General features: G+C 68.1%; 23 protein-coding genes. 18 read left to right on the top strand and 5 right to left on the bottom strand.

Translation table 11 applies throughout. The features are described from left to right. The first annotated feature begins 147 nt into the window (after positions 1-147). The 5 genes from JOF42_RS11685 to JOF42_RS11665 all read left to right on the top strand — a co-directional run bounded on the left by JOF42_RS11685 (position 148) and on the right by JOF42_RS11665 (position 4,962). The gene (locus tag JOF42_RS11685) at positions 148-1,311 is read left to right on the top strand and encodes a sensor histidine kinase (RefSeq protein ID WP_210098009.1); all 1,164 of its coding nucleotides are present in this window, start codon (positions 148-150) and stop codon (positions 1,309-1,311) included. Next, positions 1,308-1,979, top strand: coding sequence for a response regulator (locus tag JOF42_RS11680; RefSeq protein WP_210099183.1), 672 nt, complete (start codon positions 1,308-1,310; stop codon positions 1,977-1,979). The genes JOF42_RS11685 and JOF42_RS11680 overlap by 4 nt, the downstream gene beginning before the upstream one ends. A 34-nt stretch (positions 1,980-2,013) precedes the next feature. Continuing rightward, positions 2,014-2,373 (top strand): YnfA family protein, encoded by a 360-nt coding sequence (locus tag JOF42_RS11675; protein ID WP_210098008.1) that lies wholly within the window; start codon positions 2,014-2,016, stop codon positions 2,371-2,373. 121 nt (positions 2,374-2,494) lie between these two features. After that, positions 2,495-4,420 carry a threonine--tRNA ligase gene (gene thrS / locus JOF42_RS11670; RefSeq protein WP_245341210.1) on the top strand — a complete coding sequence of 642 codons (1,926 nt, stop codon included), beginning with the start codon at positions 2,495-2,497 and terminating at the stop codon, positions 4,418-4,420. Then, positions 4,417-4,962 (top strand): HIT family protein, encoded by a 546-nt coding sequence (locus tag JOF42_RS11665; RefSeq protein ID WP_210098006.1) that lies wholly within the window; start codon positions 4,417-4,419, stop codon positions 4,960-4,962. Before thrS ends, JOF42_RS11665 begins: the two co-directional genes overlap by 4 nt. Before the next feature lie 9 nt (positions 4,963-4,971). On the opposite strand, the gene pdxY is transcribed toward JOF42_RS11665, so the two are convergent. Both pdxY and JOF42_RS11655 read right to left on the bottom strand, forming a co-directional pair. After that, a complete protein-coding gene (pdxY, locus tag JOF42_RS11660; RefSeq protein ID WP_210098005.1) occupies positions 4,972-5,823 on the bottom strand; it encodes a pyridoxal kinase PdxY in 852 nt (283 codons plus the stop codon). Between the two features lie 61 nt (positions 5,824-5,884). Then, positions 5,885-7,192 (bottom strand): aminotransferase class I/II-fold pyridoxal phosphate-dependent enzyme, encoded by a 1,308-nt coding sequence (locus JOF42_RS11655; RefSeq protein WP_210098004.1) that lies wholly within the window; start codon positions 7,190-7,192, stop codon positions 5,885-5,887. A 114-nt stretch (positions 7,193-7,306) separates the two neighbouring features. On the opposite strand from JOF42_RS11655, the gene pdxS reads away from it, so the two are divergent. The 5 genes from pdxS (at position 7,307) to JOF42_RS11630 (ending at position 14,339) form a co-directional block, all read left to right on the top strand. After that, positions 7,307-8,200 (top strand): pyridoxal 5'-phosphate synthase lyase subunit PdxS, encoded by an 894-nt coding sequence (gene pdxS / locus JOF42_RS11650; protein WP_210098003.1) that lies wholly within the window; start codon positions 7,307-7,309, stop codon positions 8,198-8,200. Then, positions 8,190-8,795: a pyridoxal 5'-phosphate synthase glutaminase subunit PdxT gene (pdxT, locus tag JOF42_RS11645; RefSeq protein WP_210098002.1), complete on the top strand. Its 606-nt coding sequence runs from the start codon at positions 8,190-8,192 to the stop codon at positions 8,793-8,795. Before pdxS ends, pdxT begins: the two co-directional genes overlap by 11 nt. 75 nt (positions 8,796-8,870) lie before the next feature. Next, on the top strand, positions 8,871-10,331 hold the full coding sequence (locus JOF42_RS11640) for a DUF3375 domain-containing protein (RefSeq protein WP_210098001.1): 1,461 nt from the start codon (positions 8,871-8,873) through the stop codon (positions 10,329-10,331). Then, the gene (locus JOF42_RS11635; protein ID WP_210098000.1) at positions 10,324-10,983 is read left to right on the top strand and encodes a DUF4194 domain-containing protein; all 660 of its coding nucleotides are present in this window, start codon (positions 10,324-10,326) and stop codon (positions 10,981-10,983) included. The genes JOF42_RS11640 and JOF42_RS11635 overlap by 8 nt, the downstream gene beginning before the upstream one ends. Continuing rightward, positions 10,980-14,339: an ATP-binding protein gene (locus JOF42_RS11630; protein ID WP_210099182.1), complete on the top strand. Its 3,360-nt coding sequence runs from the start codon at positions 10,980-10,982 to the stop codon at positions 14,337-14,339. The genes JOF42_RS11635 and JOF42_RS11630 overlap by 4 nt, the downstream gene beginning before the upstream one ends. Positions 14,340-14,365: 26 nt before the next feature. Here the strand turns inward: JOF42_RS11630 and JOF42_RS11625 are convergent, their stop codons facing one another. Further along, positions 14,366-15,745 (bottom strand): pyridoxal phosphate-dependent decarboxylase family protein, encoded by a 1,380-nt coding sequence (locus JOF42_RS11625; RefSeq protein ID WP_210097999.1) that lies wholly within the window; start codon positions 15,743-15,745, stop codon positions 14,366-14,368. A 159-nt stretch (positions 15,746-15,904) separates the two neighbouring features. On the opposite strand from JOF42_RS11625, the gene JOF42_RS11620 reads away from it, so the two are divergent. The 8 genes from JOF42_RS11620 to JOF42_RS11585 all read left to right on the top strand — a co-directional run bounded on the left by JOF42_RS11620 (position 15,905) and on the right by JOF42_RS11585 (position 24,501). Then, complete coding sequence (locus JOF42_RS11620) at positions 15,905-16,666, top strand: YebC/PmpR family DNA-binding transcriptional regulator (RefSeq protein WP_210099181.1); 762 nt, start codon at positions 15,905-15,907, stop codon at positions 16,664-16,666. Positions 16,667-16,711: 45 nt separating this feature from the next. Next, entirely contained in the window at positions 16,712-17,293 is a 582-nt protein-coding gene (gene ruvC / locus JOF42_RS11615) for a crossover junction endodeoxyribonuclease RuvC (protein WP_210097998.1), read from the top strand. A gap of 9 nt (positions 17,294-17,302) precedes the next feature. Next, positions 17,303-17,908 (top strand): Holliday junction branch migration protein RuvA, encoded by a 606-nt coding sequence (ruvA, locus tag JOF42_RS11610; protein WP_210097997.1) that lies wholly within the window; start codon positions 17,303-17,305, stop codon positions 17,906-17,908. Next, entirely contained in the window at positions 17,901-18,926 is a 1,026-nt protein-coding gene (gene ruvB, locus JOF42_RS11605; protein WP_210097996.1) for a Holliday junction branch migration DNA helicase RuvB, read from the top strand. The genes ruvA and ruvB overlap by 8 nt, the downstream gene beginning before the upstream one ends. 81 nt (positions 18,927-19,007) lie before the next feature. Beyond that, on the top strand, positions 19,008-19,409 hold the full coding sequence (locus tag JOF42_RS11600; protein ID WP_210097995.1) for a preprotein translocase subunit YajC: 402 nt from the start codon (positions 19,008-19,010) through the stop codon (positions 19,407-19,409). A 54-nt stretch (positions 19,410-19,463) separates the two neighbouring features. Beyond that, a complete protein-coding gene (gene secD, locus JOF42_RS11595) occupies positions 19,464-21,194 on the top strand; it encodes a protein translocase subunit SecD (protein WP_210097994.1) in 1,731 nt (576 codons plus the stop codon). Further along, positions 21,194-22,183, top strand: a complete 990-nt coding sequence (gene secF / locus JOF42_RS11590; protein ID WP_210097993.1) for a protein translocase subunit SecF — start codon at positions 21,194-21,196, stop codon at positions 22,181-22,183. The genes secD and secF overlap by 1 nt, the downstream gene beginning before the upstream one ends. Before the next feature lie 68 nt (positions 22,184-22,251). Continuing rightward, entirely contained in the window at positions 22,252-24,501 is a 2,250-nt protein-coding gene (locus JOF42_RS11585; protein ID WP_210097992.1) for a RelA/SpoT family protein, read from the top strand. Here JOF42_RS11585 and JOF42_RS11580 read toward each other — a convergent pair. Both JOF42_RS11580 and JOF42_RS11575 read right to left on the bottom strand, forming a co-directional pair. Then, positions 24,488-25,039, bottom strand: coding sequence for a type IV toxin-antitoxin system AbiEi family antitoxin (locus JOF42_RS11580; protein ID WP_210097991.1), 552 nt, complete (start codon positions 25,037-25,039; stop codon positions 24,488-24,490). The two genes, JOF42_RS11585 and JOF42_RS11580, sit on opposite strands and share 14 nt — an antisense overlap. Before the next feature lie 61 nt (positions 25,040-25,100). Then, positions 25,101-26,465 (bottom strand): DUF349 domain-containing protein, encoded by a 1,365-nt coding sequence (locus tag JOF42_RS11575; RefSeq protein ID WP_210097990.1) that lies wholly within the window; start codon positions 26,463-26,465, stop codon positions 25,101-25,103. Between the last annotated feature and the right edge of the window lie 62 nt (positions 26,466-26,527).

Here is a 26,527-nt window from a genome sequence, read left to right as displayed (position 1 = left end):
GGTGGTGCACGCCTGTCCTCCCAGACTGGATCGTGAACTCCACGGGCGCGTCAGTCCGCCGCAGACACCTCGGTACCGCGTTCGCGGTATGCGGGAGTCATCCGCCGGGCGGATCCGAAGCGCACGCCGACACGAAATACTGGATGCATGCCGACCACCCGTACCTCCCGAGACGGGTTCCGGATGAGCGATGTCCTCGCGGTCGCGCTGATCGTGATCTTCGCCGTCCTCCCGTTCCCCGACGAGACCTTCCGCGGCGACGGGCTGCTTCTCATCCCGGGCCTCGCGCCGGCCGTGGTCGTGCCGTTCCGGCGCAGGTGGCCGCTCGCCTCCCTCGGTGTCAGCCTGGCGTGCGTGGTCGCCGTCGCCGCCGCGGGGTCGATCTCCCCGAGTGCGCTCCTCGCCGTCGCGATCTCCTGCTTCGCGGTGCTCGATCGTCTCGGACGCCGCATCGGCCTGCTCGCCCTCGGCGTGTCGGTCGTGGTCGCCGTCCTCGCGAACGGGTGGGCTCTCGGGGGTGACCTCTTCGACTCGACGGCTCTGCAGTTCGTCCTGCTCATCGTCCTGGGCGGAGCGCTGGGCGACACTGCCCGGTCGCGCCGGGAGTTCGCGACGGCGATGACCGAGCGCGCCGAGCGGGCCGAGCGGAGCCGCGACGACGAGGCGCGCAGACGGGTCGCCGAGGACAGAGTGCGGATCGCCCGTGACCTGCACGACGTCGTCGCGCATCAGATCGCGGTCATCAGCCTGAACGCGGGCGTCGCATCCTCGTCTCTCGAGACCCGACCCGAGCGCGCACGTGAGGCGCTGACGACCGTGCGCAGCGCCTCACGGACGGTTCTCGCCGACATCGGCGGACTCCTGACGCTCCTCCGCGCCGACGGCTCCGACGGCTCGGACGACGAAGCCGAGCTCCGCCCGCAGCGGGGGCTGTCCGATCTGGACGCGCTCCTCAGCGGTTTCCGCGGTGCGGGGCTCCGCGTCGATCTGCGGCGCGGACGCCGCGAGATCGCTCTGTCGCCGGGTGGCGATCACGTCGCCTATCTGGTGCTGCACGAAGCTCTCACCAACGCGCACAAGCACGGGCGCGGCGGCACGGCGACGGTGGCGATCCGCGCCGAAGGTGCGGCGGTGCACCTGACGATCGTGAACCCGACCGCGACCGAGTCGTCGCCGCCCGCGGTCGGCAACGGCCTGCGAGGGCTGCAGGAACGCATCGCCGCCGTCGGAGGCGCCGTGCACTTCGGCAGCGAGGGCGGAGTCTTCTCCCTCGAGGCGTGGATCCCGACCGCGGCCGACACGAGCTCATGACGATCTCGGTGCTCGTGGTCGACGACCAGCCTCTCGTGCGGCATGCCGTGCGGGACATCCTCGTCGACGGCGGTCTCGTCGTCGTCGGTGAAGCGTCGAACGGACGCGATGCGGTGCGCGCGGCCGCCGAGACGGCGCCGGACGTCGTGCTCATGGACATCAGGATGCCCGAGCTCGACGGCATCGCCGCGACGGCGCTCATCTGCGCGGATGCCGGCGCAGACGACCGCACCCGAGTGCTGATCCTCACGACGTTCGAGGAGGACGAGAACGTCGTCGCCGCGCTCCGAGCGGGTGCGAGCGGTTTCATCGGAAAGGGTGCTGAGCCGGAGGAGATCGTCCGGGCCGTGCGCACCGTGCACCGGGGTGACGCGCTGCTCTCGTCGTCCGCGACCCGGGCGCTGATCGAACGTTCGCTCCGCCCCGGAGCCGTGCCGCCCTCGGAGCGCTGGGACGCCGTGCTCGCTCCGCTGACACCGCGCGAGCGCGAGGTTCTCGAGCTCGTCGCCGAAGGGCTGACGAATCACGACATCGCCGACCGTCTCACGATCTCGCCCCACACGGCGAAGACCCACGTGAACCGGATCATGGCGAAGGTCGCGGCGCGCGACCGGGCGCAGCTGGTGATCCTCGCCTACGAGTCCGGGCTGGTGACACCCGGCGGCTGACCCCCGGCTTCCGGGTCTTTGCCACACTGGGTGCATGACCGTCCTGCGCATCAGCATCCTCTTCGTGCTCGCCGCCGTCGCCGAGATCGGCGGAGCCTGGCTCATCTGGCAGGCGGTCAAGGAGAACAGGGGATGGGTCTTCGCCGTGCTCGGTGTCATGGCGCTCGGCGCCTACGGGTTCATCGCGGCGCTCCAGCCCGACGCGAACTTCGGGCGTGTGCTGGCGTCATACGGTGGCGTGTTCATCGCCGGATCCCTGGCGTGGGGGATCATCGTCGACGGCTTCAAGCCGACGCTCTGGGACTGGGTCGGATCCGCGATCGCGCTGGTCGGCGCGGCGATCATCATCCTCGCGCCGACGGCGGCGAACACCGCGACGGAGAGCGTGTCGTAGCGGTCAGCAGCCGCCGGGCATGCGAGTAGCCTAGATCCAGACCCAGATGGAGTGTGCAGTGCCTGAAAATGCTCAGCCGAAAGACGGCTTCGCCCTGTTCTCTGACCGTTCAGTCGTCGCGATGCGCGTCAACGGAACCCTCAAGGACCTCGCCGCGACAGTGACGGATGCCGACGAGGTCGAGCCAGTCACGATCGACAGCCCCGACGGACTCAACATCCTCCGTCACTCGGCGGCGCATGTGCTCGCGCAGGCGGTGCAGCGGATCAACCCCCAGGCCAACCTCGGCATCGGCCCGCCCATCACCGACGGCTTCTACTACGACTTCGGTGTCGAGACCCCGTTCACGCCGGAAGACATCAAGGCCATCACGAAGGAGATGCAGCGCATCGTCCGTGAGGGACAGCGCTTCGTGCGTCGCGTCGTCACCGATGACGAAGCGCGGGCAGAGCTCGCCGACGAGCCGTTCAAGCTCGAGCTCATCGGACTCAAGGGTGGCAAGGAAGCAGCCGAGGGCGCATCGGTCGAGGTCGGCGAGGGCGAGCTGACGATCTACGACAACACGACCCGTGACGGCGAGGTCGTCTGGAAGGATCTCTGCCGAGGCCCGCACCTGCCCAACACGCGGATGATCGGCAACGGCTGGGATCTCACCCGCATCGCCGCCGCCTACTGGCGCGGCAGCGAGAAGAACCCGCAGCTGCAGCGCATCTACGGCACGGCGTGGCCGTCGAAGGACGAGCTGCGCGAGTACCAGCACCGTCTCGAGGAGGCCGCCAAGCGCGACCACCGGCGCCTGGGCAAGGAACTCGACCTGTTCTCGTTCCCCGAGGAGATCGGCTCGGGGCTCTCGGTCTGGCACCCTCGCGGCGGAGTCGTGCGCGGCGAGATGGAGCAGCACGCGCGCAAACGCCACATCGAGGGCGGCTACACCTATGTGTACACGCCGCACATCTCGAAGGAAGACCTCTTCCTCACCTCGAACCACCTCGTCACGTACAAGGAGGGCATGTACCCGCCGATCGTCATGGACGAGGAGCGCGACGACGAGGGCAACATCACCAAGCAGGGCCAGGACTACTACCTGAAGCCCATGAACTGCCCGATGCACATCCTGATCTACAAGGAGCGTGCGCGCAGCTACCGCGACCTGCCGCTGCGGTTCGCCGAGAACGGCACCGTGTACCGCAACGAGCTCTCCGGTGCGTTGCACGGCCTCACCCGTGTGCGCGGCTTCACCCAGGACGACTCGCACCTGTTCGTCACGCCCGACCAGCTCGAGGGCGAGGTCGCGAAGGTCCTGGAGTTCATCCTCTCGATGCTCCGCGACTTCGGTCTCACCGACTTCGAGCTCGAGCTGTCGATGAAGGATGACGAGAAGTCCAAGTGGATCGGCTCAGAGGAGTTCTGGGAGTCGTCGACGGATGCTCTGCGTCGTGTCGCCCTGGCATCCGGTCTGAAGCTGACCGAGGTCCCCGGCGAGGCGGCCTTCTACGGCCCGAAGATCGACCTGAAGACACGCGACGCGATCGGCCGCACCTGGCAGCTCTCGACCGTGCAGGTCGACCCCAACCTGCCTGAGCGATTCGAGCTCGAGTTCATGGACAAGGACGGACAGAAGAAGCGTCCGATCATGATCCACCGGGCGCTGTTCGGCTCGATCGAGCGCTTCTTCGCGATCCTCCTCGAGCACTACGCCGGCGACTTCCCGGTCTGGCTGTCTCCGGTTCAGGTCGTGGGCATCCCCGTCGCCGACGACTTCGCCGACTACCTCGGAGAGGTCGTCGACACGCTGCGCACGCAGGGTGTGCGCGCCGAGCTCGACACGTCCGACGACCGGATGCAGAAGAAGATCCGCACGCACACGACAGGCAAGGTCCCGCTGCTGCTGATCGCGGGCGAGAAGGACCGCGATGCGGGCACCGTCTCGTTCCGCTACCGCGACGGAACGCAGGAGAACGGCGTGCCGATCGCCGATGCCGTGTCGCGCATCCGTGCCGCGATCGATGCGCACACGCTCGTGCAGACAGCAGGGGATCTGGCGTGACGCCCTCGGAGCCGTGGGAGGACGCCGGTGAGTTCGCCGGCGTCCCCGACGAGTTCCAGCGGCTGTGGACCCCGCACCGGATGGCGTACATCCAGGCGGGCCCCGAGCCGTTGCGCGAGGAGTGCCCGTTCTGCGAGGCTCCGAAGTTCCCGGATGCCGAACGGCTGATCGTCGCGCGGGGTGAGACGGCCTACGTACTGCTCAACCTGTTCCCGTACAACTCCGGACACCTTCTGGTCTGCCCGTACCGCCACATCGGCACGTACGACCAGGCCACGCCCGAGGAGGTCGCCGAGATCGGGGCGCTGACCCAGATCGGCATGAGGGTCCTCCGCGAGGTCTCGCGGTGCGACGGCTTCAACCTCGGGATGAATCAGGGTGCCGTCGCCGGTGCCGGCGTCGACGGCCACCTGCACCAGCACATCGTGCCGCGGTGGACGTCGGACGCCAATTTCTTCCCGATCATCGCGAAGACCAAGGCGCTGCCTCAGCTGCTCGGCGAAGTGCGAGAAGCTGTGGCGAACGCCTGGCCGACGCCGTAGAGCGGCGGTTCAGCGCACCTGGCGTGCGGTGAACTGCATCCGCGGGTTCGCGTAGAACTCCTGCGCCTCCACGAGCTGCAGTTCGCGCGCACCGGACTCGAGAGTCGCGGCGAGCAGGTCGAACACGCTGGATGCGGTGCGTTCGAGCGCCGTATTGGCGTCGCCCGTCTCGACGTAGTGCGCGGTGAAGAGCGCTGCCGTGACGTCGCCCGAGCCGTTGGCCTTCATCGGGAGGCGAGGCGTCTGCACGATCCAGGCACCCGCCGAGTCGGCGACGAGCATCTCGATCGTGCCCTCTTCGCGGTCCGGGCGCTCGACGCTCGTGACGAGCACGGTGCGGGGTCCCATGGCCATCGCCAGGTCGACCGAGGCCAGCGTGGACTCCAGCGTGTCAGGCTCGGTCCCGGTGAGGAAGCCGAGTTCGAACTGGTTCGGGGTGATGATGTCGGCTGCGGGCACGACCTTCTCACGCAGCAGGATCGGGATCGCCGGTGCGACGAAGCATCCCGACTTGGCGTTGCCCATCACCGGGTCGCACGCGTAGACCGCGTCAGGGTTCGCGGCCTTGACGCGGACGACGGCGTCGATGATCACGTCTCCGATGCCCTCGCCGCCCTGGTAGCCGCTGAGCACGGCGTCGATCTCACCGAACACGCCGCGCTCCTCGATGCCCGTGAGGACCTCGCGCACGTCGTTCGGATCGATCATCGGGCCGCGCCAGGCGCCGTACCCGGTGTGGTTCGAGAAGTTCACGGTGTAGACCGGAAGAACCTCGACACCGATGCGCTGCAACGGGAAGACCGCGGCGGAGTTTCCGACATGTCCGTACGCGACGGCGGACTGGATGGAGAGGACCTTCATTCCCCGATCCTTTCATTCAGGGCGGGAGTGCTCCCGCGGCGGTGGGTCATCGTGCGGTGGGTCATCGTGCGGCCGAGACGAGGTCGGCGACGAGCGTCTCCGCATCCTCTTCGGACAGGTCGTGCACCGTGAGACGCAGGTGGCGCGAGGGATCGGCGCGCTCATCGAGGGCGAAGTCGTCGCCGGTGCGTGCCAGCCACCCACGGCGCATGAGCCTCTCGGCGACGAGGCGCGCGGGCTTCGGCAACTCGATCCACAGGCTCAGCCCGTCGGTGACGGGGGAGTCGAGGCCCTGTTCGCGCAGACGCGATGCGAAGGCCGCGTTCCGCGCGGCGTAGTGCTCGCGAGCGTCGGCGATCCGTGAGAGCACCGAATCGTCGGTGAGCTGCGTGAGCGTGAGACGCTGCAGCAGATGGCTGACCCAGGTGGTGCCCGGGCTCAACCTCATCGCGAGCCGCTCGGCCGTGGCGGCATCCGTGGCCGCGATGGCGAGGCACATGTCGGGTCCGAGGAATTTCGACACGGAGCGCACGAGCGCGTAGCGGCGATGCTCGGGGCCGATCAGCGACTCGTACGGGCGCTGCGACAGCATCGAGAAGTGATCGTCTTCGATGATCAGGACGTACGGGTGGTCGACGAGCACGGCGCGGAGCTCCGCGGCCCGGGTGGCGGTGAGGCTCGCCCCGGTCGGGTTCTGCGCGCGGGGGGTGCAGATCACGGCCCGGACGCCGGCGTCCAGTGCGGCGCGAAGACCGTCGACCGTCATCCCCTGATCGTCGACGGGCACGGGAACGGCACGATAGCCGCCCAGGCGGACCGTGTGGATGCTGGCCAGGAAGCAGGGGTCCTCCAGCGCGACGGCGTCGTCGCGCATGAGCGCCTGCGCGAGCAGACGCTCGACCGCATCGACCGCGCCGCTGGTGACGGTGATGCCGAAGTCGACGTGATCGAGGTCCTGCGAGATCCACTCGCGCGCCCACTCGTCGAGGCCGCGGTCGATGACGGGCTCGCCGTACAGCACGGGACGACCGGCGACCGTCGCGAGAGCCGCGGACGGATCGGGAATCAGGCGAGGGTCAGGGTTGCCCGTGCCGACATCCCGCAGCACGGTGTCTGAGGCGTAGCCCTCCTGCGCGACGGACTCGTGACCCGTGATGACGGTGCCTGCCCGCCCTCGCGAGATGACGATTCCGGCCTGCGCGAGCTGACGGTACGCGGCGACAGCTGTGTTGCGGTTCACGCCGAGAGTCGTGGCGAGTTCGCGCACGGGGGGAAGCGCGCTGCCCGGTCGCAGGACTCCGCGGTCGCGCAGGTCGCGCACGCTGTCCGAGATGTCGGCTGCGGTCGTTCCGGTGATCTGGTCGCTCATGTGTCCTCTTCACCGATTCTAGGTCGTCGTGGACAGTGATACTGTTTGGCCTAGATCAAACGAGACATCGTTCGACACACTCATGCACATCGTGCTTCCCCGACAGGAGCTCTCATGACCGAACAGCCCACCACCGGATCCTCCCGCGTCAAGCGCGGTCTCGCCGAGATGCTCAAGGGCGGTGTGATCATGGACGTGGTCACGGCCGACCAGGCGAAGATCGCCGAGGATGCCGGCGCGGTCGCAGTCATGGCACTCGAGCGGGTTCCCGCGGACATCCGGGCCCAGGGCGGTGTCTCGCGCATGAGCGACCCCGACATGATCGACAGCATCATCGACGCGGTGTCCATCCCCGTGATGGCCAAGGCTCGCATCGGCCACTTCGTCGAGGCGCAGGTGCTGCAGGAGCTCGGCGTCGACTACATCGACGAGTCCGAGGTCCTCTCGCCCGCCGACTACGTGAACCACATCGACAAGTTCGGCTTCACCGTGCCGTTCGTCTGCGGCGCCACCAACCTCGGTGAGGCGCTCCGCCGCATCAACGAGGGGGCGGCGATGATCCGCTCGAAGGGCGAGGCCGGAACAGGCGACGTCTCAGAGGCGATGAAGCACATCCGCAAGATCCGCGGTGAGATCGCGGCGCTCACCGCCCTTCCGAAGGACGAGCTGTTCGTCGCCGCGAAGGAGCTGCAGGCCCCGTATGAGCTGGTCGCCGAGATCGCCGAGACCGGCACGCTCCCGGTCGTGCTGTTCGTCGCGGGTGGCGTCGCCACTCCGGCCGACGCCGCGATGATGATGCAGCTCGGCGCCGACGGCGTCTTCGTCGGCTCCGGAATCTTCAAGTCGGGCAACCCTGCGGAACGCGCGAAGGCGATCGTCAAGGCGACGACGTTCTTCGACGACGCGAAGGTGATCGCCGAGGTCTCGCGCGGACTCGGTGAGGCGATGGTCGGCATCAACGTCTCGGATCTTCCCGCACCGCACCGCCTGGCCGAGCGTGGCTGGTAACCCACGGGTCGGAGTCCTGGCGCTGCAGGGCGACGTGCGCGAGCACGCCGCCCTGCTCCGCGGGCTCGGCGCTGAGGTGGCGCTGGTGCGCCGGCCGGAAGAACTCGCGGCCGTCGACGGTCTCGTGATCCCCGGTGGGGAGTCCAGCGTGATCGACAAGCTGTCCCGCGCCTTCGGCATGCAGCAGCCGATCCGGGCTGCGATCGCTGCGGGGCTTCCGGTCTACGGCACCTGCGCGGGTCTGATCCTTCTGGCCGACGAGGTGCTGGACGGCATCGAGGGGCAGCAGTCCTTCGGCGGCATGGACATCGCGGTGCGGCGCAACGCGTTCGGCCGGCAGACCGAGTCCTTCGAGACCGAACTCGATGTTCCGGTGCTCGGGCAGCAGCCGGTGCGCGCGACCTTCATCCGCGCACCGATCGTCGAACGCACGGGAGCTCCCGTCGAGGTGCTCGCCACGCTGCCCGATGGCGGAATCGTCGCCGTCGAGCAGGGGCGGCTGCTCGGAACGAGCTTCCATCCGGAGGTCGACGGTGAGACTCGGTTCCACGCGCGGTTCCTCGCGCACGTGAGTGACCACGTCCGCTCGGCGTGACGGTCATCGCGTCCGACCCGCCCGGGGGCCACGGCATGGCGGCACGAGCACGGCGTCGCGACTACTCTCGATCGGGTGACTGGATCCCGAGCAGAAGCCGCGTACTCGCGCGCCGTCGCCGCCTTCAGCACACCCACCCTGGATCTCCTGCACGGACGGTTCGCACCTTTCGTCGTGGCAGCGCTCACGATCCTGTTCACCGCCGACCGTGCGTCCGTGCCCATCGCCGACGCGCATGCGGAGCTCGCCGAGGTCATGGACGAGCTCCGCGCCGCCGGTGACGAGGACGACCGCAGGATCCCGTCGGGGAGTGGCAGGGACGTCTGCCGCAACTGGGTTCGGCTCGGCTGGCTCGTGCAGCAGATCGACGACGAGGTCGAGGTCTACCGTCTCTCGGCCCACGCGGTCGAGGCGCTGGAGATCTCCGGTCGCACCGGCGGAGGGCGCACCCGAGTGTCGAACTCCCGCGTCCGCACACTGCTCGATGCCGTCGAACACCTCTCGGACAGCGCCGAGGCCGACCCCGTGCGCCGTCTCGCTCGGCTCCATGCGGAGCGCGACCTCCTCGACGCCGAGATCTCGCGCGTCGAGGAATCAGGGCGCGCAGACCCGCTCGACGACGACGAGCTCCTCGAGGAGGCGGAGAACGTCCTGCACCTCGCACGCGAGCTGCCCGCGGATTTCACCCGTGTCGCCGAATCGCTCAAGGCCATGCAGCGGGATGTCGTCGCCCACCTCCGCCGGGACGAACGGCCGACCGGCGAGGTGCTCCGCGAGTACCTGCAGCGCGCGCAGGACGTCATGCAGTCGACTGCGGAGGGGCGGGCGTTCGCGGGTGCTCTGCGCCTGATCGGAGACCCTGACCGCATCGACGCCCTCACCGAGCAGCTCAGCGGACTCCTCAGCCAGCCGTTCGCGCGTCTCCTCGACAGCTCTCAGCGCGCCGAGCTCGACGCCGTCGGCCGACGCGTCGAACTCGGAGTCGAAGAGGTGCTGGCCGCGCAGCGGCGCGCCTCGCACGTGATCACGGGGCAGGTGAAGACCCATGATCCGCTGCGCGACCGCCAGATCGATGACCTTCTGCGCGACGTGATCGCCGGACTGCACGGCTGGTCGGGCACTGCCGCACACGTGGATCCTGTGCGCAGCATGCCGCTGATCGATCTGGGGCACCTGCGCCAGACCACGAGCGACATCCGTCCTCCGCGCGCGCCCGCGCCGCTCACGGATGCCGACGACGTCGACTTCGTCGATCACGACACCCGCGCGTGGGGCGGGCCGCGCTACGCCGAACTCGAGGAGTACGTGGCAGGGCTCGATGAGGAGTTCGACCTCGCGGAGGCGTTCCGACACATTCCCGACGCCACGCGGCGCCCCGTCGACCTGCTGGGGCTTCTCGAGCTCGCTCACCGCAATGGCCTCACAGAGGGCGACGGGATCTCCACCGTCGAGGCGCTGCGCCCTGACGGGACGACTCGCCGCTTCGCCTTCGGTTCCGTGATCGCCCGCAGCACGAAAGAGGATGCAGATGACTGACGAAGACCTCGCCGCGGTCGGCGTGAGCGACCCGTTCATCGCCCCGACGGCGATGGAGCAGGATCTCGAGGAGCACTTCCCGGGAGATCGCGGCACTCTCGATCCCGAGATCCGACGCGTGCTAGTGCACCTGCTGCAGCGTCGGTTCATCTCGGCTGAGCGCAATCGCCGTGAGTGGGCGCTGCTGCTCGACCACCAGCATGTGGTCGAATCCCGTCTCAACGACATCTATCTGCGACTGGTCATCGATCACGCCCGTGGATTCGCCTACAAGCAGCAGCTCCGCTCCGACGAGATCGACATGCCCGTGCTGCTGAAGGATGCCCCGTACTCCCGGGCGGAGACCCTCGTACTCGTGCATCTGCGAACCGTGTATCAGCGGGAGTCCGCCGCCGGGGAGGCATCGGTGCGCATCGACATCGAGGACATCGAGCAGACGGTGCTCAGCTACTTCGCGGACGTCGACGGCGGCACCGCGAAGCAGCAGCGGGCGATCCGCAGCGCGCTCGACCGGTTGGATCGAGAAGGCATCGTGCAGGAGGAGACGAGCGGAAGGTATCGGATCACCGCTCTCGTCGAGGTGGTGCTGAGTGCGGAGACGCTCAAGGAGCTGCGGGAGTGGCTGCGAGCCCAGGCGGTGGTGGCGCGATGACGATGATGGACACGCTCTTCGGGATGATCCCCGCGAGCTCCCGCGGCCAGCAGTGGGTCGCCGAGGAACTGCAGCTCATCAACTGGGGCGGCTACGACGGCGGGCCGCACCGTGTGCGGTTCTCACCGGACGCGACTCTGCTGTGCGGGGGATCCGGTTCGGGGAAATCGACGCTGATGGACGGTTACATCGCGCTGATGATGCCGCACACCACGCCGTTCAACGGGGCATCCAACGGCGGAGTGACCGGACGCCCGCGCGGCGAGGAGCAGCGCAACATCCTCTCCTACGGTCGCGGCAAGATCGACGAGTCGCGCACGGACGAGGGCACGAAGCTCCGAGTGCTGCGCGGTGACGGCGAGGACACCTGGAGCGCAGTCTCCATGACCTGGCTCGACCACGACGGTTCGCGATTCACCGCGATCCGAGGCTGGTACATCCCTGCCGATGCCCGAACCCTCGACGACACGACGCGGCTCCGGGCGACGATCGACGGCGCGTTCGACCTCTCGCGTCTCGAACACGCGGCGACGCATCGACTCAGCGACGCGGCGGCCCGTTCGATGGGCCTCGAACCGGTGGCGACCGACCGGGAGTTCTCAGCACGCCTGCACGCAGTTCTCGGCATCGGCGCAGCCGGTTCGGGTGCGAAGGCGATCAGTCTGCTCGCCCGCATCCAGGCCGGCCAACAGATCACGACGGTCGACGATCTGTACAAGAAGCTCGTGCTCGAGGAGCCCGAGACCATGACGACCGCCGATGCCGTGGTCGCACACTTCGACGAGCTCGAGAGCACGCGAACCCGCATGCTGGTCGCCAAGCAGCAGGTCGCGGCCCTGGAGCCGATCCGCGGCATCTCGCAGCGCATCGATGCGGCGGCGGAGCGGGTGCGGGTCGTCGACGAGGTCGGGGTCTTCTCGGAGGCATCCTCGCTCGCGTCGCTGTGGAGTGCGGAGCGTCGCCTCGACCTGCTTCGCGAGGTCGAGGGGGAGTTGCGCGACCGGACCCAGTCGCTGCAGCTCGCCGTGCGCGAGAAGCACGCCCTCGTGGCGGCCGCCGAGCTCGAACGCGAAGGCCTTCTCGATGTCCTGCGACAGTCCGGGGGCGACCGGCTCGAGACGGCACAGCGCGAACTGCGTGCGGTCGAGCGCCGACTCGACGACGTCCGGCGGGAGCGGGATCGTTTCGACACCGTGGTGCGCGACCTCGGCGCCGAGGTGCAGAGCGCGGCGGACTTCGAGAGTCTGCTCGCCCGTGTCCGTGCCGAACTTCCGGAAGACGGACTTCGCGGTGCACGCGCCGACTTCGCCGAGGCCGAGTCCGCCCGTCGGTCGGCGGAACGTGAACTCGCGCAGCTGCGCACCGAACGCGACCGGACCGAGGAGCTGCGGGGAAGCGTCCCCGCCCACCTGCACGAATCGCGGGCGGAGCTCGCCCGAGCCGCCGGACTCTCCGCCGACGACCTGCCCTTCGTCGGAGAGCTCGTCGAGGTGCGCACCGAGTTCGAGCCGTGGCGTGAGGCCTTCAATCTCGCGCTCGGAGGCTTCGCCAGGACTCTGCTCGTCGACGTCGCCCATCTGGGGCGATTCCGCGCAGCCATCGAATCCGTCAGGACGCCCGATCGGATCAGCTATGAGGGCGTGCAGACGGGACTGTCCGAGACCCGCACGTCGGATCCGCGTACGCTTCCCGCGCGCCTCGATCTCCGATCGACACCGTTCACGGGATGGCTCCAGCAGCGGCTTCAGGAGCGCTTCGCGTACGTGTGCGTCGACTCGTCCGCCGAACTCTCGGCGCATCCGCGCGCGCTGACCCTCGCGGGCCAGGTCTCTCAGGGAGACCGGGGATCCCACGGCGGTCACGGGCGAGCGAACATGCTCGGGTTCTCGAATGCACGTCGACTCCGTGAGCTCGACGTGCAGATCGCCGAGCTCGAAGCACGCCGCGACGTCACCGCCGCGGACGCGGCAGACGCCGAGCGTCGCCTCGACCGGCTGGACACCACCGCGAAGGCGCGCGCGAAGATCGAGGATCTCACCTGGGAGCAGATCGACGTCGAGGCCGTCTCAGCTGAGAGACAGCGCTGGCTGTCGGTCGAGGCGGAGGTCACGGACGAGAACCCGCAGATCGCCGAGATGCGTTCGCAGGCGGACGAGCTTCGACACCGTGCGGCTCGGCTGCGAGATGAGAGCGCACGTCTCGGCGGCGAGCTCGCGCTCGCCCAGGATCGCTGGGTGGACGTCACCGATCAGGTCGACGCATGCCAGCGCGTCATCGATGCGGCGGAGGCGACGGACATCGCTCTCGAGGAGCGGCACCGTGCCTTCCTCGACGCCCGCTTCCTCGGCGCGGACGCGGCGGTGAGCGTGACGGCATCCGAACGACTCGCCCATCTGGACTCCGCGCTGCGGACCGCGGCGGCACGGCTCCTCGAAGACCGGACGGCCGCTGCGTCTTCGCACGCCGAGCAGCGCGAGCAGATGCGCCGCCTGATGACCGGCTTCCTCGAGCGCTGGGACACGCTCACGATCCTGCCCGACCCCGACGAATCGGTCGCCGAGTTCGAGGCGATCCTCGACGCGCTGCAGACGAACGGCCTGCATGAGCTGGAGGCCGAATGGCGCGACAGTCTGCTCAAGCTGTCGGGCAACGACCTCACGAGCCTGGACTCGACACTCAGCCGATCACTGCGCGAGATCAAGAACCGCATCGATCCGATCAACCGGATCATGGAAGAGCTGCCGTTCTACGACGACGACCACCGGTTGCAGATCTCCCCGCGCGAGAACCAGTCGGAGGCGCGCAGGCGGTTCCGCAGGGAGCTGCGCGAGGTGCGGGGGCTGATCGACGCCGCGGCGACGGATGCCGAGCGCGAGAACGTCTATCGCAGGATGAGTCGTCTGATCGGACGCATGCGTCGGACGGCACCGGACTTCGCCGAACTCATCGACGTGCGCAACCACGTCCGTGTCAGCGCCGAGCGGGTGCACGCCGTCACGCGGGAACACGTCGCCCTCTACGACCACATCGGCGAGAAGTCGGGCGGTGAGTCGCAGGAGCTCGTCGCGTTCATCGTGGGTGCCGCCCTGCGGTACCAGCTCGGGGATGCCGGTGCGGCGCGTCCGAGATACGCACCGGTGTTCATGGATGAGGCCTTGATCAAGGCGGACGCGCACTTCACCAAGCGTGCGATCGGTGCATGGCGCGGGCTCGGCTTCCAGCTCGTGATCGGTGCGCCGAACGACAAGTACAGCGCGATCGAGCCGCACGTCGACGTGGAGTACGACATCCTCAAGGACACGCGCGGTCGCTCGTGGGCGAGGCCGAAGGTGGGTCTGCCGGCCGAAGACGCGTGAACCGGCGCTGACCTCGGTACGCGCCCTCACCCCGCCACGAGCCCCCGGATCGCGTCGAGCGTGCGGTCGATGTCGTGCTGCGTCGTCACCCAGGACGACATCGAACAGCGCAGGGCCGAACGGCCACGCCACTCGGCGCCGGTGACGGCCGCGGTTCCCTCTGCGAGGATCGCGGCGCCCAGGTCGCGGGTGGCGTCGTCGGAGGCGAGACGGAACATGACCTGCGTGTAGACGACCTCGTTCACCACGTCGATTCCCTCGATCGACGCGAGTCCTTCCGCCATCGCCACCGCGTTGTCGTGGAGCCGGTCCATGAGACTCGCGACGCCGTTGCGCCCGAGGCTCCGCAGCGCAGCCCATGCGGGCACCCCGCGTGCGCGGCGGGAGAGCTCGGGGGTGACGTCCCACGGATCGAGGCTCGTATAGATCAGATAGTCGCCGCCGGTGCGGAACGCGGCGATCGAGTCGGCGGGGTCGCGGACGATCGCCATGCCGCAGTCGTACGGCACGTTGAGGGTCTTGTGCGCGTCGGTCGCCCACGAGTCGGCCAGATCCATACCCGCGGTGAGGGACCGCAGAGATGCGGATGCCGCGGCCCAGAGCCCGAACGCGCCGTCGACGTGCACCCAGGCACCGTGCTCGTGCGCGATCGGGATGAGGGAGGTGAAGTCGTCGAAGGCGCCGGTGTGCACTTCGCCGGCCTGGAGGCACACGATGAGCGGCCCCGAAAGGTCAGCGAGAGCAGCGCGCAGGGCATCCGGTCGCATCCGTCCGTGGTCGTCCGACTCGATGACCGTCAGATCGGCCCGCCCTATGCCGAGGAATCGGGCGGCGCGGTCGATCGATCCGTGGCGGTCCGCACCGACCACGAACCGGAGGGGAGGAGATCCACGCAGGCCTCGCTCGGCGAGGTCCCAGCCTGCGCGGGCGAGGACGGCGTTCCTCGCCGTCGCCAGACAGGTGAAGTTGGCCATCTGGCCCCCGGTGACGAACCCGACGCTGGATGTGTCCGGAAGATCGAGCAGATCGAGCATCCACTGGCCCGCGACGCGCTCCATGGCGACGGTCGTCGGGGTGAGACTCGCCGAGCCGGAGTTCTGATCCCATGCCGACACCAGCCAGTCGGCCGCGAGTGCCGCGGGATGAGTGCCACCGATCACGAAGCCGTAGAAGCGCCCGCCCGGTATCGCGACCAGTCCGGGGTCTGCCCGTGACGCGATCTCCTCGATCACGTCGACTGCATCGCATCCGTCATCGGGCAGAGGCCCGCCGAAGGCGGTGAGCATGTCGTCGAGGGTCGCGCGCGGCCACACGGGGCGGTCGTCGAGCGAGTCCAGGAATCGGAGTGCGGCCTCGTGTGCGGCGTCGAGTCCGCGGGCCCTGTCGTCGTCGACTCTCTCGTCCATGAGTCAGGACTACACCCGTGATCCGCGTCACGCCAGGGGCACAGCGTGGGCATCGGACGAGATCTCGACCCGGGTGCATCCACGGGCCGACCGCATGGTTCGATAGAATGGACGATGCCCTGGGCCGAGCCCACGGGCGGATACGACGAGCGGAGACTTATGTCCGGGCATTCCAAGTGGGCCACCACGAAGCACAAGAAGGCCATCATCGACTCCAGGCGCGCCAAGTCCTGGGCCAAGCTCATCAAGAACATCGAGGTCGCGGCCAAGCTCGGCGGGGCCGATCTGCAGGGCAACCCGACGCTGTTCGACGCCGTGCAGAAGGCGAAGAAGACCTCGGTCCCGAAGGACAACATCGACCGCGCGGTGAAGCGCGGAGCGGGCATCGGCGGCGAAGCCGTCGAGTACACCTCGATCATGTACGAGGGCTACGGACCCAACGGCGTCGCGATGATGATCGAGTGTCTGACCGACAACAAGAACCGCGCAGCGGCCGAGGTGCGCACGGCACTCAGCCGTAACGGCGGCACGCTCGCCGACCCCGGCAGCGTCGCCTACAACTTCAGCCGCAAGGGCGTCATCGTGGTGGGCTCCGAGGGAACCACCGAGGACGACGTCATGATGGCCGCTCTCGAAGCGGGTGCCGAGGAGATCGAGCCGCACGCGGAAGGCTTCGAGATCATCACCGAGGCGACCGACCTCGTGACCGTCCGCAGCGCTCTGCAGGAGGCCGGCATCGACTACGAGTCGGCCGACGTCGAGTTCGTGCCGAACCTCAAGGTCGAGATCGACGCCGACACCGCGCGCAAGATCTTCCGCCTGATCGACGCCCTCGAAGACAGCGAGGACGTGCAGAACGTCTTCACGAACTTCGATCTGTCCGCAGACGTGCAGGCTGAGCTCGAGAACGACGACGCGTAGGCGCGGCGAGCGTCCGGACTCGATGACGGCGAATAGCCTGGGGGAGTGACCTCCTCGCTGCGCGTGCTCGGCATCGACCCCGGCCTCACCCGCTGCGGTGTCGGGGTGGTCGACGTCGACGGTTCGCGCCGCGGCACGCTCGTGCACGTCGGGGTGATCCGATCGGCACCAGATCTGCCGATCGGTGAGAGGCTCGCGCTCGTCGCCGCCGGCATCCGCGAGGTCATCGAGGCGCACAACCCGGATGCGGTGGCCGTCGAGCGTGTGTTCGCTCAGCAGAACACCCACACCGTGATGGGCACCGCACAGGCGAGCGGCGTGGCACTGCTGCTCGCGGCGGAGGCCGGTCTGCCCGCCGCCACCCACACACCGAGCGAGGTGAAGGCGGCCGTCACCGGCTACGGCTCGGCGGACAAGCGGCAGGTGCAGTCGATGATCGCGCGCATCCTGCGTCTGGATGCTCCTCCGCAGCCGGCCGACGCCGCGGATGCCCTCGCCATCGCCCTGTGCCATGCCTGGCGTCGTGGGGCCACCGGAGCGCCGGGGCAGGGGGCGCTCACGCCCGCCCAACGCGCCTGGGCTGACGCGGAGCGTGTCGCTCGAACATATATACGACCGGGTGCGTAGGCTGAGGAGATGATCTCCTCGCTGCACGGCGCCGTCCTCCATTCGACCGCCGATCAGGTCATCGTCGACGTCGGCGGCGTCGGGTTCTCGGTCGCCGTTCCCGCGGATGTCGCGCACACGGCGACGGTCGGCGAGAAGATCCTTCTTCACACGAGCCTGATCGTGCGTGAGGACTCGCTGTCGCTCTTCGGTTTCGCCGACCGCAGCGAACTGGAGATCTTCGGTCTGCTGATCAGCGTGACCGGGGTCGGACCGAAGTCCGCGCTCGGTGTGCTGTCGCACCTCACGGTCGACCAGATCGCCGACGCCGTGACCGCCGAAGACGATGCGCCGTTCCGCCGCGTCTCGGGTATCGGCCCGAAGACGGCCAAGCTCATCGTGCTGCAGCTCGCGGGCAAGGTGCACCCGGTCGGGGCGCCGTCCAAGCAGGTATCCAGCGGTCCTGTCGACGTGGTCGATCAGGTCGCCGCGGCGCTCGTCGGACTCGGCTGGTCCGAGAAGGTCGCCGCCGAGGCGGCGGCGCAGACGGCGGCCGAGGCGACCGACGCCGAGCGCGCAAGCGTCGCGCCGCTGCTGCGTCGCACTCTCGCACTCCTGGGGCCGGCGCGTGTCTGACGCTCTCGACGCCACGGAACCCACCGACGACACGGAACTCGCGATCGAAGGTGCCCTGCGCCCCACGAGTCTCGGGGAGTTCGTCGGGCAGCAGAAGGTGCGCGGTCAGCTGCAGCTGCTGCTCGACGCGGCACGCATCCAGAACCGGCCTCCCGATCACATCCTGCTCGCGGGCCCCCCGGGTCTCGGTAAGACGACGCTGGCCATGATCGTGGCGCATGAGAGCGAACGCCCGCTGCGCCTGTCGAGCGGCCCGGCGATCCAGCACGCCGGCGACCTCGCAGCCCTCCTGTCGAGCCTCGTGCCGGGCGAGGTGCTGTTCATCGACGAGATCCACCGCATGGCGCGCTCTGCCGAGGAGATGCTGTACCTCGCCATGGAGGACTTCCGAATCGACATCATGGTGGGGAAGGGCGCCGGTGCGACGAGCATCCCGTTGGATCTCGCTCCGTTCACGCTCGTCGGCGCCACCACGCGTTCGGGCCTGCTGCCCAATCCGCTTCGTGATCGGTTCGGGTTCACGGGGCATCTCGAGTTCTACGACGAACCGGAGCTCGAGCAGGTCATCGCCCGCTCGGCGCTGGTCCTGGGGGTCGACCTTCCCCGCGACTCGCTGTCGGAGATCGCCCGTCGCTCACGAGGCACCCCCAGGATCGCCAACCGCCTTCTGCGACGAGTGCGTGACTACGCACTCGTGCACGGGGGAGGAGCGGCGACGCTCGAGGGCGTGAGGGCGGCCCTCGAGCTGTACGACGTCGATCCGATCGGCCTCGACAGGCTCGATCGGGCCGTGCTCGAATCCCTCGTGCGCCGATTCCGTGGCGGCCCGGTCGGTCTGAGCACGCTGGCCGTGGCGGTCGGCGAAGAGGCCGAGACCGTGGAGAGCGTCGTGGAACCGTACCTCGTGCGGATCGGATTCCTCGGGCGTACGCCCCGGGGCCGCGTGGCCATGCCGGAGGCGTACGCGCACCTCGGCGTGCCGCATCCGGACGGGGCGCTTCGTCTTGATGACCTATAATCGCTGAAGACTTCCCCCGATGAAACTGCGCGCCCGTCTTCTGGTGCGCGCACCTGAGAAAGGCCCTTTGCCACCATGCCCATGGAAATCCTCCTCTTCGGCCTTCTCGCCGTGCTCGTCGTCTTCATGTTCGTCAACGGACGCAAGCGTCAGAAGCAGATGAAGGCGGAACAGGAAGAGAAGGCGACCAAGACGGTTCCCGGCGTGAAGGTGCTCCTTCAGGGCGGCATCTACGGAACGATCGTGGCCTATGACCACGACGACCTCGACTCGCCCGCTCTGGTCGAGATCGCCCCCGGTACGGTCATCGAGGTCCACAGCCAGGCGATCCTCCGCATCGTCGAACCGAAGGACGCCGTCGTCGACGGCCTCGACGACGGCGTGGTCGTCGTCGACGAGACGCCCCTCGCAGAGGACGCACCGGCCATCGAGACTCCCGAGGAGACCCGGCGTCGCCTCGAGCGCGACGCCGACGACAAGTAAGCCCTCGCCGCTTCACACTCTCGGCACTCCGGCATCGTAGAAAGCTGATCACACGTGGCCACTTCCTCCCCGGTCCGTCACGCCTGGCGGGTCCTTCTGGGCCTGCTCCTGGTGACGGGCGTCCTGTTCGGCATCAACGCGCTGGGCGTGCACGTCTTCGAGAAGAGCTCGTGGACTCCGGAGCTCGCGCTCGACCTGCAGGGTGGAACGCAGATCGTGCTCAGTGCCGAGACCGAAGACGGTGCGGCTCCGTCGAGCGAGCAGCTCGATCAGGCCGCGGCGATCATCCGGCAGCGTGTCGACGCCTCCGGTGTAGCCGAGGCCGACATCACGACCGAGGGCGGCCGCAACATCGTCGTCCAGATCCCGGGTGTCGCCGACGAGCAGACGCGCGAGCGCATCCAGTCCAGCGCGCAGCTCGAGTTCCGTCCTGTCCTCGCCACCACCGCGGGCACGAACACGTACGTGGGTGAGGACGGCAACGAAACCGCGTATCCGACTCCGGACGACTCGCTGAACGCGACGCCGACGGCCACGCCGACCGACGCGAGCGACCTGTCGTGGGTCAGCGACAAGCTGGCCGCGGAGTTCCAGGCCTACGACTGCGCGAACCCCGAGAACGACCCGTCGAGCGCTCCCAAGGACCAGCCACTGATCGCCTGCGATCCGTCCGGCCAGGCCAAGTACCTTCTCGGACCGACAGAGCTCACGGGTGATGCGATCACCGACGCGACCGCCGGCCGCGACCCGAAGTCGGGCGCCTGGCTCGTACAGCTGACCATGAACGCCGATGGCGCTGACGCGTTCGGCAAGGTCAGCACCCGCCTCAACCAGAACCGCATCAACGAGCTCTCGCCTCGCGACCAGTTCGCGTTCGTCCTCGACGGCTCCGTGATCAGCGCTCCGCGTATGAACGGGCAGATCCTCGACGGCCGCCCGAGCATCTCCGGCGATTTCACCCAGGAGACGGCGACCACTCTCGCCGACCAGCTGAAGTTCGGTGCACTGCCTCTGAGCTTCACCGTGCAGAGCTCCGACACGATCTCGGCGACTCTCGGAACACAGCAGCTGCAGATCGGTCTCATCGCCGGTCTGATCGGTCTGGCGCTCGTCGCGATCTACTCGCTCATCGTCTACCGGGCTCTCGGGTCGGTGATCATCGCATCGATCGCGGTGATGGCCGTGCTGACCTACATCATCATCTGCATCCTGGCGTGGAGACTCGGGTTCCGCCTGTCGCTCGCCGGCGTCGCCGGTCTGATCGTGTCGATCGGATTCACCGCCGACTCGTTCATCGTCTACTTCGAGAGAATCCGAGACGAGCTGCGCGACGGCAAGTCGATCACCGCGGCGGTCGAAGACGGCTGGGGTCGCGCCAAGCGCACGATCTACATCTCGAAGTCGATCAACATCCTCGCCGCGGTCGTGCTCTACATCCTGGCCGATGCCACGGTGAAGGGCTTCGCGTTCACGCTCGGCCTCACGACGTTGATCGACGTGTTCATCTTCGTGATCTTCACCCACCCCGTGATGCAGCTTCTCGCCCGCACGAAGTTCTTCGGCGGCGGACACAAGCTCTCCGGCCTCGATCCCGAGTCGCTCGGTGCCGTCTACCGCAGCCGCTCGCAGTTCCGCCAGGTGTCGACCGCGACCGCCGGACGAGGCGCGAAGAACGCCAGAGCCAAGGGCGAAGCCGAACGCCGTCAGACCATCGCAGAGCGCAAACGCGCCGAAGCACTCGCCGGTGACAGATCCACCAGCACCGGAAGTGAGGGGGACGCGTGATGGCTTCCATGAACGAGTTCGGAAACAACCTCTACACGGGCAAGACGTCCTTCCCGTTCGTCGGGAAGCGTCGACTCTGGTTCATCATCGCGATCGTCCTGGTGGTGGGTTCGGCTCTGGTGCCGCTGATCCGTCCGATCCAGTTCTCGATCGAGTTCACGGGCGGTTCGCAGTTCACGGTGCAGGCTCCGGACAGCACCGATCAGCAGACGGCGACGGATGCCGTGCAGTCGGTCGTGCCTGACGCTGCCACCAAGGTGGTCGTCATCAACGAGACCAACATCCGCGTCCAGACCGACCAGATGAGCGCGGCCGAGACCCAGCAGGTCTCCAACGCCCTCGCCGAGGCGTACGGCGTCGAGCCCGACAGCGTCACCTCGTCGTTCATCGGCCCGGCGTGGGGTGAGAACGTCACCAAGCAGTCGCTCTGGGGTCTCGCGATCTTCCTCGCCCTGACCTTCCTGATCCTCGCGATCTACTTCCGCACGTGGAAGATGTCGGCAGCGGCGATCATCGGCCTCCTCGACGTTCTCGTCATCACCGTCGGCGTCTATGCGCTGGCCGGCTTCGAGATCTCGCCTGCGGCCGTGATCGGCTTCCTGACGATCCTCGCGTACTCCCTCTACGACACGACAGTCGTGTTCGACAAGATCAGGGAGAACACCACCGAAGATGGCGAGAAGTCCGCGCGGCTCTTCGGCGAATCGGTCAACCTCGCGGTCAACCAGACGCTCGTACGCTCGATCAACACCTCGGTCGTGGCTGCGCTTCCCGTCGGTGCCGTCCTCTTCATCGGCGCCTTCTGGCTCGGTGCGGAGTCGCTCACCGACATCTCGCTCTCGATCTTCGTCGGCATCCTCGTCGCGACGTACTCGACCCTGTTCGTGGCTGCTCCGCTGTACTCGCTGTTCCGCGAGAACGAGCCCGGAATCGCCGCCCGCGATGCGAGGATCCGCGAGTCCCGCGCGAAAGCCGCTGTCGAGGTCTGATCGTTCCCGTTCTGCGGGGCCGCACCCCACAGAGCACGCGTAAGCTGTTGTGATTCGGAGGTGAGCGGATGGCGGAACCGCAGACGGCGTCGCAGGGATCCAGCCTGAGACGACTGGTTCCCCGCATCTTCTCCCGCGCGCCCAGGGTCAACGACCTCGACAACCTGATCCGCACTGTGCGGGCGAATCATCCGAAGGGTGATCTCGCGGTCATCGAGCGTGCCTACAAGGTCGCCAAGGAGAAGCACACCGGGCAGCAGCGTCAGAGCGGCGAGCCGTACATCACGCACCCGCTCGCCGTCGCGCAGATCCTCGCCGAGATGGGCCTGGGGCCCCGCGCGATCGCCGCGGCGCTCCTGCACGACACGGTGGAGGACACGGGCTACGCACTGACCGACCTCACCGCCGAGTTCGGCGACGAGGTCGCGATGCTCGTCGACGGCGTCACCAAGCTCGACAAGGTCAAGTACGGCGAGAGCGCCCAGGCCGAGACCGTCCGCAAGATGATCGTCGCGATGTCGAAGGACATCCGCGTCCTTCTCATCAAGCTGGCCGACCGACTGCACAACGCGCGCACGTGGGGGTTCGTGCCTCCCGAGAAGGCGGCCAAGAAGGCCAAGGAAACCCTCGAGATCTACGCGCCGCTGGCCAACCGCCTCGGCATCCAGGCGATCAAGTCGGAGCTCGAGGATCTCTCGTTCGCCGTCCTGCATCCCAAGATCTACAACGAGATCCACAACCTGATCGCTCAGCGCACCCCTCAGCGTGAGAAGTACCTCGCCCAGGTGGTCGAGGAGATCGATGAGGACCTCCGCGATCTGCGCATCCGCGGCAAGGTCGTCGGGCGGCCGAAGCAGCTCTACTCCGTCTACCAGAAGATGGTGGTGCGCGGCCGCGAGTTCGACGACATCTACGACCTCATCGGCATCCGCGTGCTCGTCGCATCCGTGCGCGACTGCTACGCCGTCCTCGGTGCGATCCATGCGCGCTGGACCCCGCTTCCCGGTCGCTTCAAGGACTACATCGCCACGCCCAAGTTCAACCTCTACCAGTCGCTGCACACGACGGTGATCGGGCCGTCCGGCCGCACGGTCGAGATCCAGATCCGCACGCACGAGATGCACCAGCAGGCCGAATACGGTGTCGCCGCGCACTGGATGTACAAAGAGCGGATGAACGGCGGCAAGGCCGAGGTCCGCGCGTCGGACAGCGACATGGCCTGGCTCGCGCACATCTCCGACTGGCAGGCCGAGACGGCCGACCCCGGTGAGTTCCTCGACTCCCTCCGGTTCGAGATCGGAGCCAAGGAGGTCTACGTCTTCACGCCCAAGGGGCGCGTGGTGGGTCTCCCCGCGGGCGCGACCCCCGTCGACTTCGCGTATGCCGTGCACACCGAGATCGGCCATCGCACGATGGGCTCGAAGGTCAACGGCCGTCTGGTGCCTCTGGAGTCCGAGCTCAAGAGCGGCGACGTCGTCGAGGTGTTCACCTCGAAGAACCCCGATGCCGGACCGAGCCAGGACTGGCTCGGCTTCGTCAAGAGCACCCGAGCCCGGAACAAGATCCGCGGGTGGTTCACGAAGGAGCGCCGCGAAGAGGCGATCGAGCAGGGCAAGGAGGCGATCGCCCGTGCGATGCGCCGCCAGAACATGCCGCTGCAGCGACTGATGAGTCAGGACTCGTTCGCCGAGGTCGCGCACCAGCTCCGCTACGAGGACGTCTCCGCGCTGTATGCAGCGGTCGGCGAGGGCCACGTGTCGACGCAGTCGGTTCTCGAGAAGGTCACCGCTCTGGTCGCGGCGACGGATCCGGTCACCGGTCCCATCGATCTTCCGGGCAGTATGCCGTCACGGGAGCCTCGTGCCGGTGATTCCGGGGTTCTCGTGCGCGGTGCGTCCGACATCCTCGTCAAGGTCGCGAAGTGCTGTACTCCGGTCCCGGGCGACGAGATCGTGGGCTTCGTCACGCGCGGAAGTGGCGTCTCGGTGCACCGCACCGACTGCGTGAACGTCAAGGCGCTCGCGAGCGAACAGGACCGCTTCGTCGAGGTCTCCTGGGCTCCGACGACGAAGAGCGTGTTCCGCGTGCAGATCCAGGTCGAGGCGCTCGACCGGTCGGGCCTGCTGTCGGACGTGACACGTGTGCTCAGCGAGCATCACGTGAACATCCTCTCGGCGACGGTCAGCACGACGGATGAGCGCCTCGCGATCAGTCGTTTCGTGTTCGAGATGGGTGATGCCGTGCACCTCGATCGAGTACTGAACGCGGTACGCCGCATCGACGCGGTCTACGACGTCTACCGCGTCACCTCGTCCTGAGGGAGAGTCTCTCGAGGGCTCCACGTCCCGCCCTCTTGCCGGGAACCCTGGTCATCGTCTCGAGGGCGGCGACAGCATCTCCGACGAGCCGCGGATCGACCTCGGCGAGCAGCAGCATCCAGCGTCGCAGCGACTCATCACGATGGAGTCCGAGCGCGAGGTCGATCATCGTGCGCCCTGGAGTCATCACGGGTACCCCGCCCAGGACGACGAACTCGCTCGCGGCGAGAGCAGTGTCGTGCAGCGTGACCCTCGGGGCTATCGCCGGTCTGATTCGATGATCGACCGCCCGCCTCACGTGGTGCCGGGCGGGGGGAGCATCTCCGGCGCCGTGGATCCATGCCGCTGTCGGACCTGACGCCGCGGTGTCCGCCGGGATGAGAGTCGCGACAGCAGCGGCCCTCGTGGCGGGGCCTTCGACGAGATCCGCGGGAATGTAGCCTTCGCCGATCTCGAACACGTGGCCGTCGAGTCGAGCCGCACTGAGCTCGGTGATGTCGAGTCTTCGTCCGGGCAGATACAGGAACGCGGGATGCACCACGCCAGTCTGGCGTGCTGCATCCCGCGTTCCTGACGGACCCGAGGATCTGTGGAGAGCGTCAGCCTCCGAGTGCGTTGAGCCAGGTACGACGGGCCTCGAGCGCATCTGCAGCGGCCTTCGCCGCCTTCTTGTCGCCGGCCTTCTCGGCGGCGGCGAGCTCGGACTCGAGCTTCTCGATCGCCTCGAGAAGCTGCGAGCTCATGTCGTTGGCGCGAGCCTTGGTCTCGGGGTTGTTCTTCTTCCAGTCGACCTCTTCGCGGGCCTTGAGCGCCTGCTCGATGACACGCAGACGGTCGTCGAGCGCTCGCTCCTTCTCGCGGGGGAAGACTCGACCGATCTCGTCCCACTGGCGCTGGATGCCGGTGAGCAGTGCCCGTGCACGCTTGATGTTCGGCTCGTCGGCGACCGCCTTGGCCTCCTCGAGCAGGGCCTGACGTGCTTCGATCTTCGGGCCGGACTCGGCCTCTTCGGCCGCAGCCTGCTCGGCGCGGGCCGAGTAGAGAGCGTCGCCGGCGGCCTTGAACCGCGCCCAGAGCGCGTCGTCGGCCTTGCGACCTGCGCGGCCCGCAGCCTTCCACTCGTCGAGCAGGTTCCGGTACGACGGGATGCCGTCGATCCCGCGCGGCGCGAGTGCCTCGGCGCGCTCCACCAGACGGGTCTTCGCGTCACGAGCGGCCTTGTGGGTGTCGTCGAGCTCGGAGTAGAACGCGCGACGGGCCTTGTCGACGGTTCCGCGTGCGTCGCGGAATCGCTTCCAGAGCTGCTGCGAGACGCTCTTCGACAGGCGCGGGCCGCTCTGCTGCTGGGCCTGCCACGCGTCGAACAGCTCGCCGAGCTCTGCCGTGACCTGCTTCCACTGCACCTTCGACAGATCGCGGGCGGCGATCGCCTCGGCGCGCTCCACCAGAGCGGTGCGCTCTGCGATCGCCTGATCGACGAGCTCCTTGGCCTGCTGGGCCTCCTGCGCGGTCGCCTCCGAGAGGGAGGACGTCAGGGTGTTGAGACGCTCGCGCAGGCCGGCGAGGTCGCCGACGGCCGCGGCATCCGTCGACTCGGCGAGGAGGTGACCGGCCTGCTTGACGAGGTCGCCGGCAGGCGCGCCGCCCGCCTGGTGGCGCTGTTCGAGCGCGTGCACCTTGAAGGCGATGTCGTCGTACTTGCGAACGAAGTAGGCGAGCGCCTCGGCCGGGGTGCCGTCAGGGTACTGCCCGACGACGCGCCACTCCTCGCCCTCGAGGACCTCGACGGTGCCGTCGTCTGACACGCGGCCCCACTTGGCGGCATCGGCGGAGGACGATGCGCTGGCAGGCGCGGCGGCGGCAGCAGGAGCGACGGTTGCCGGCTTGGGCAGCTTTCGCGGCAGGGGTGCCGTCGGGGGAGCGGGAACGGGGGGAGTCGGCTTCGACGGCTCTGTGGCAGACACGGTGATTCTCCTTGCGCGGTAGGGCCCGCGGGAGGCGGAAAGGACGAGGTTCAGCCTAGTAC

Origin of the sequence: Microbacterium phyllosphaerae (assembly GCF_017876435.1) — a bacterium.
Lineage (GTDB): Bacteria > Actinomycetota > Actinomycetes > Actinomycetales > Microbacteriaceae > Microbacterium > Microbacterium phyllosphaerae.
The sequence above is the reverse complement of the archived record's forward strand: the minus strand, read 5'-3'. Positions and strand labels throughout refer to the sequence as shown.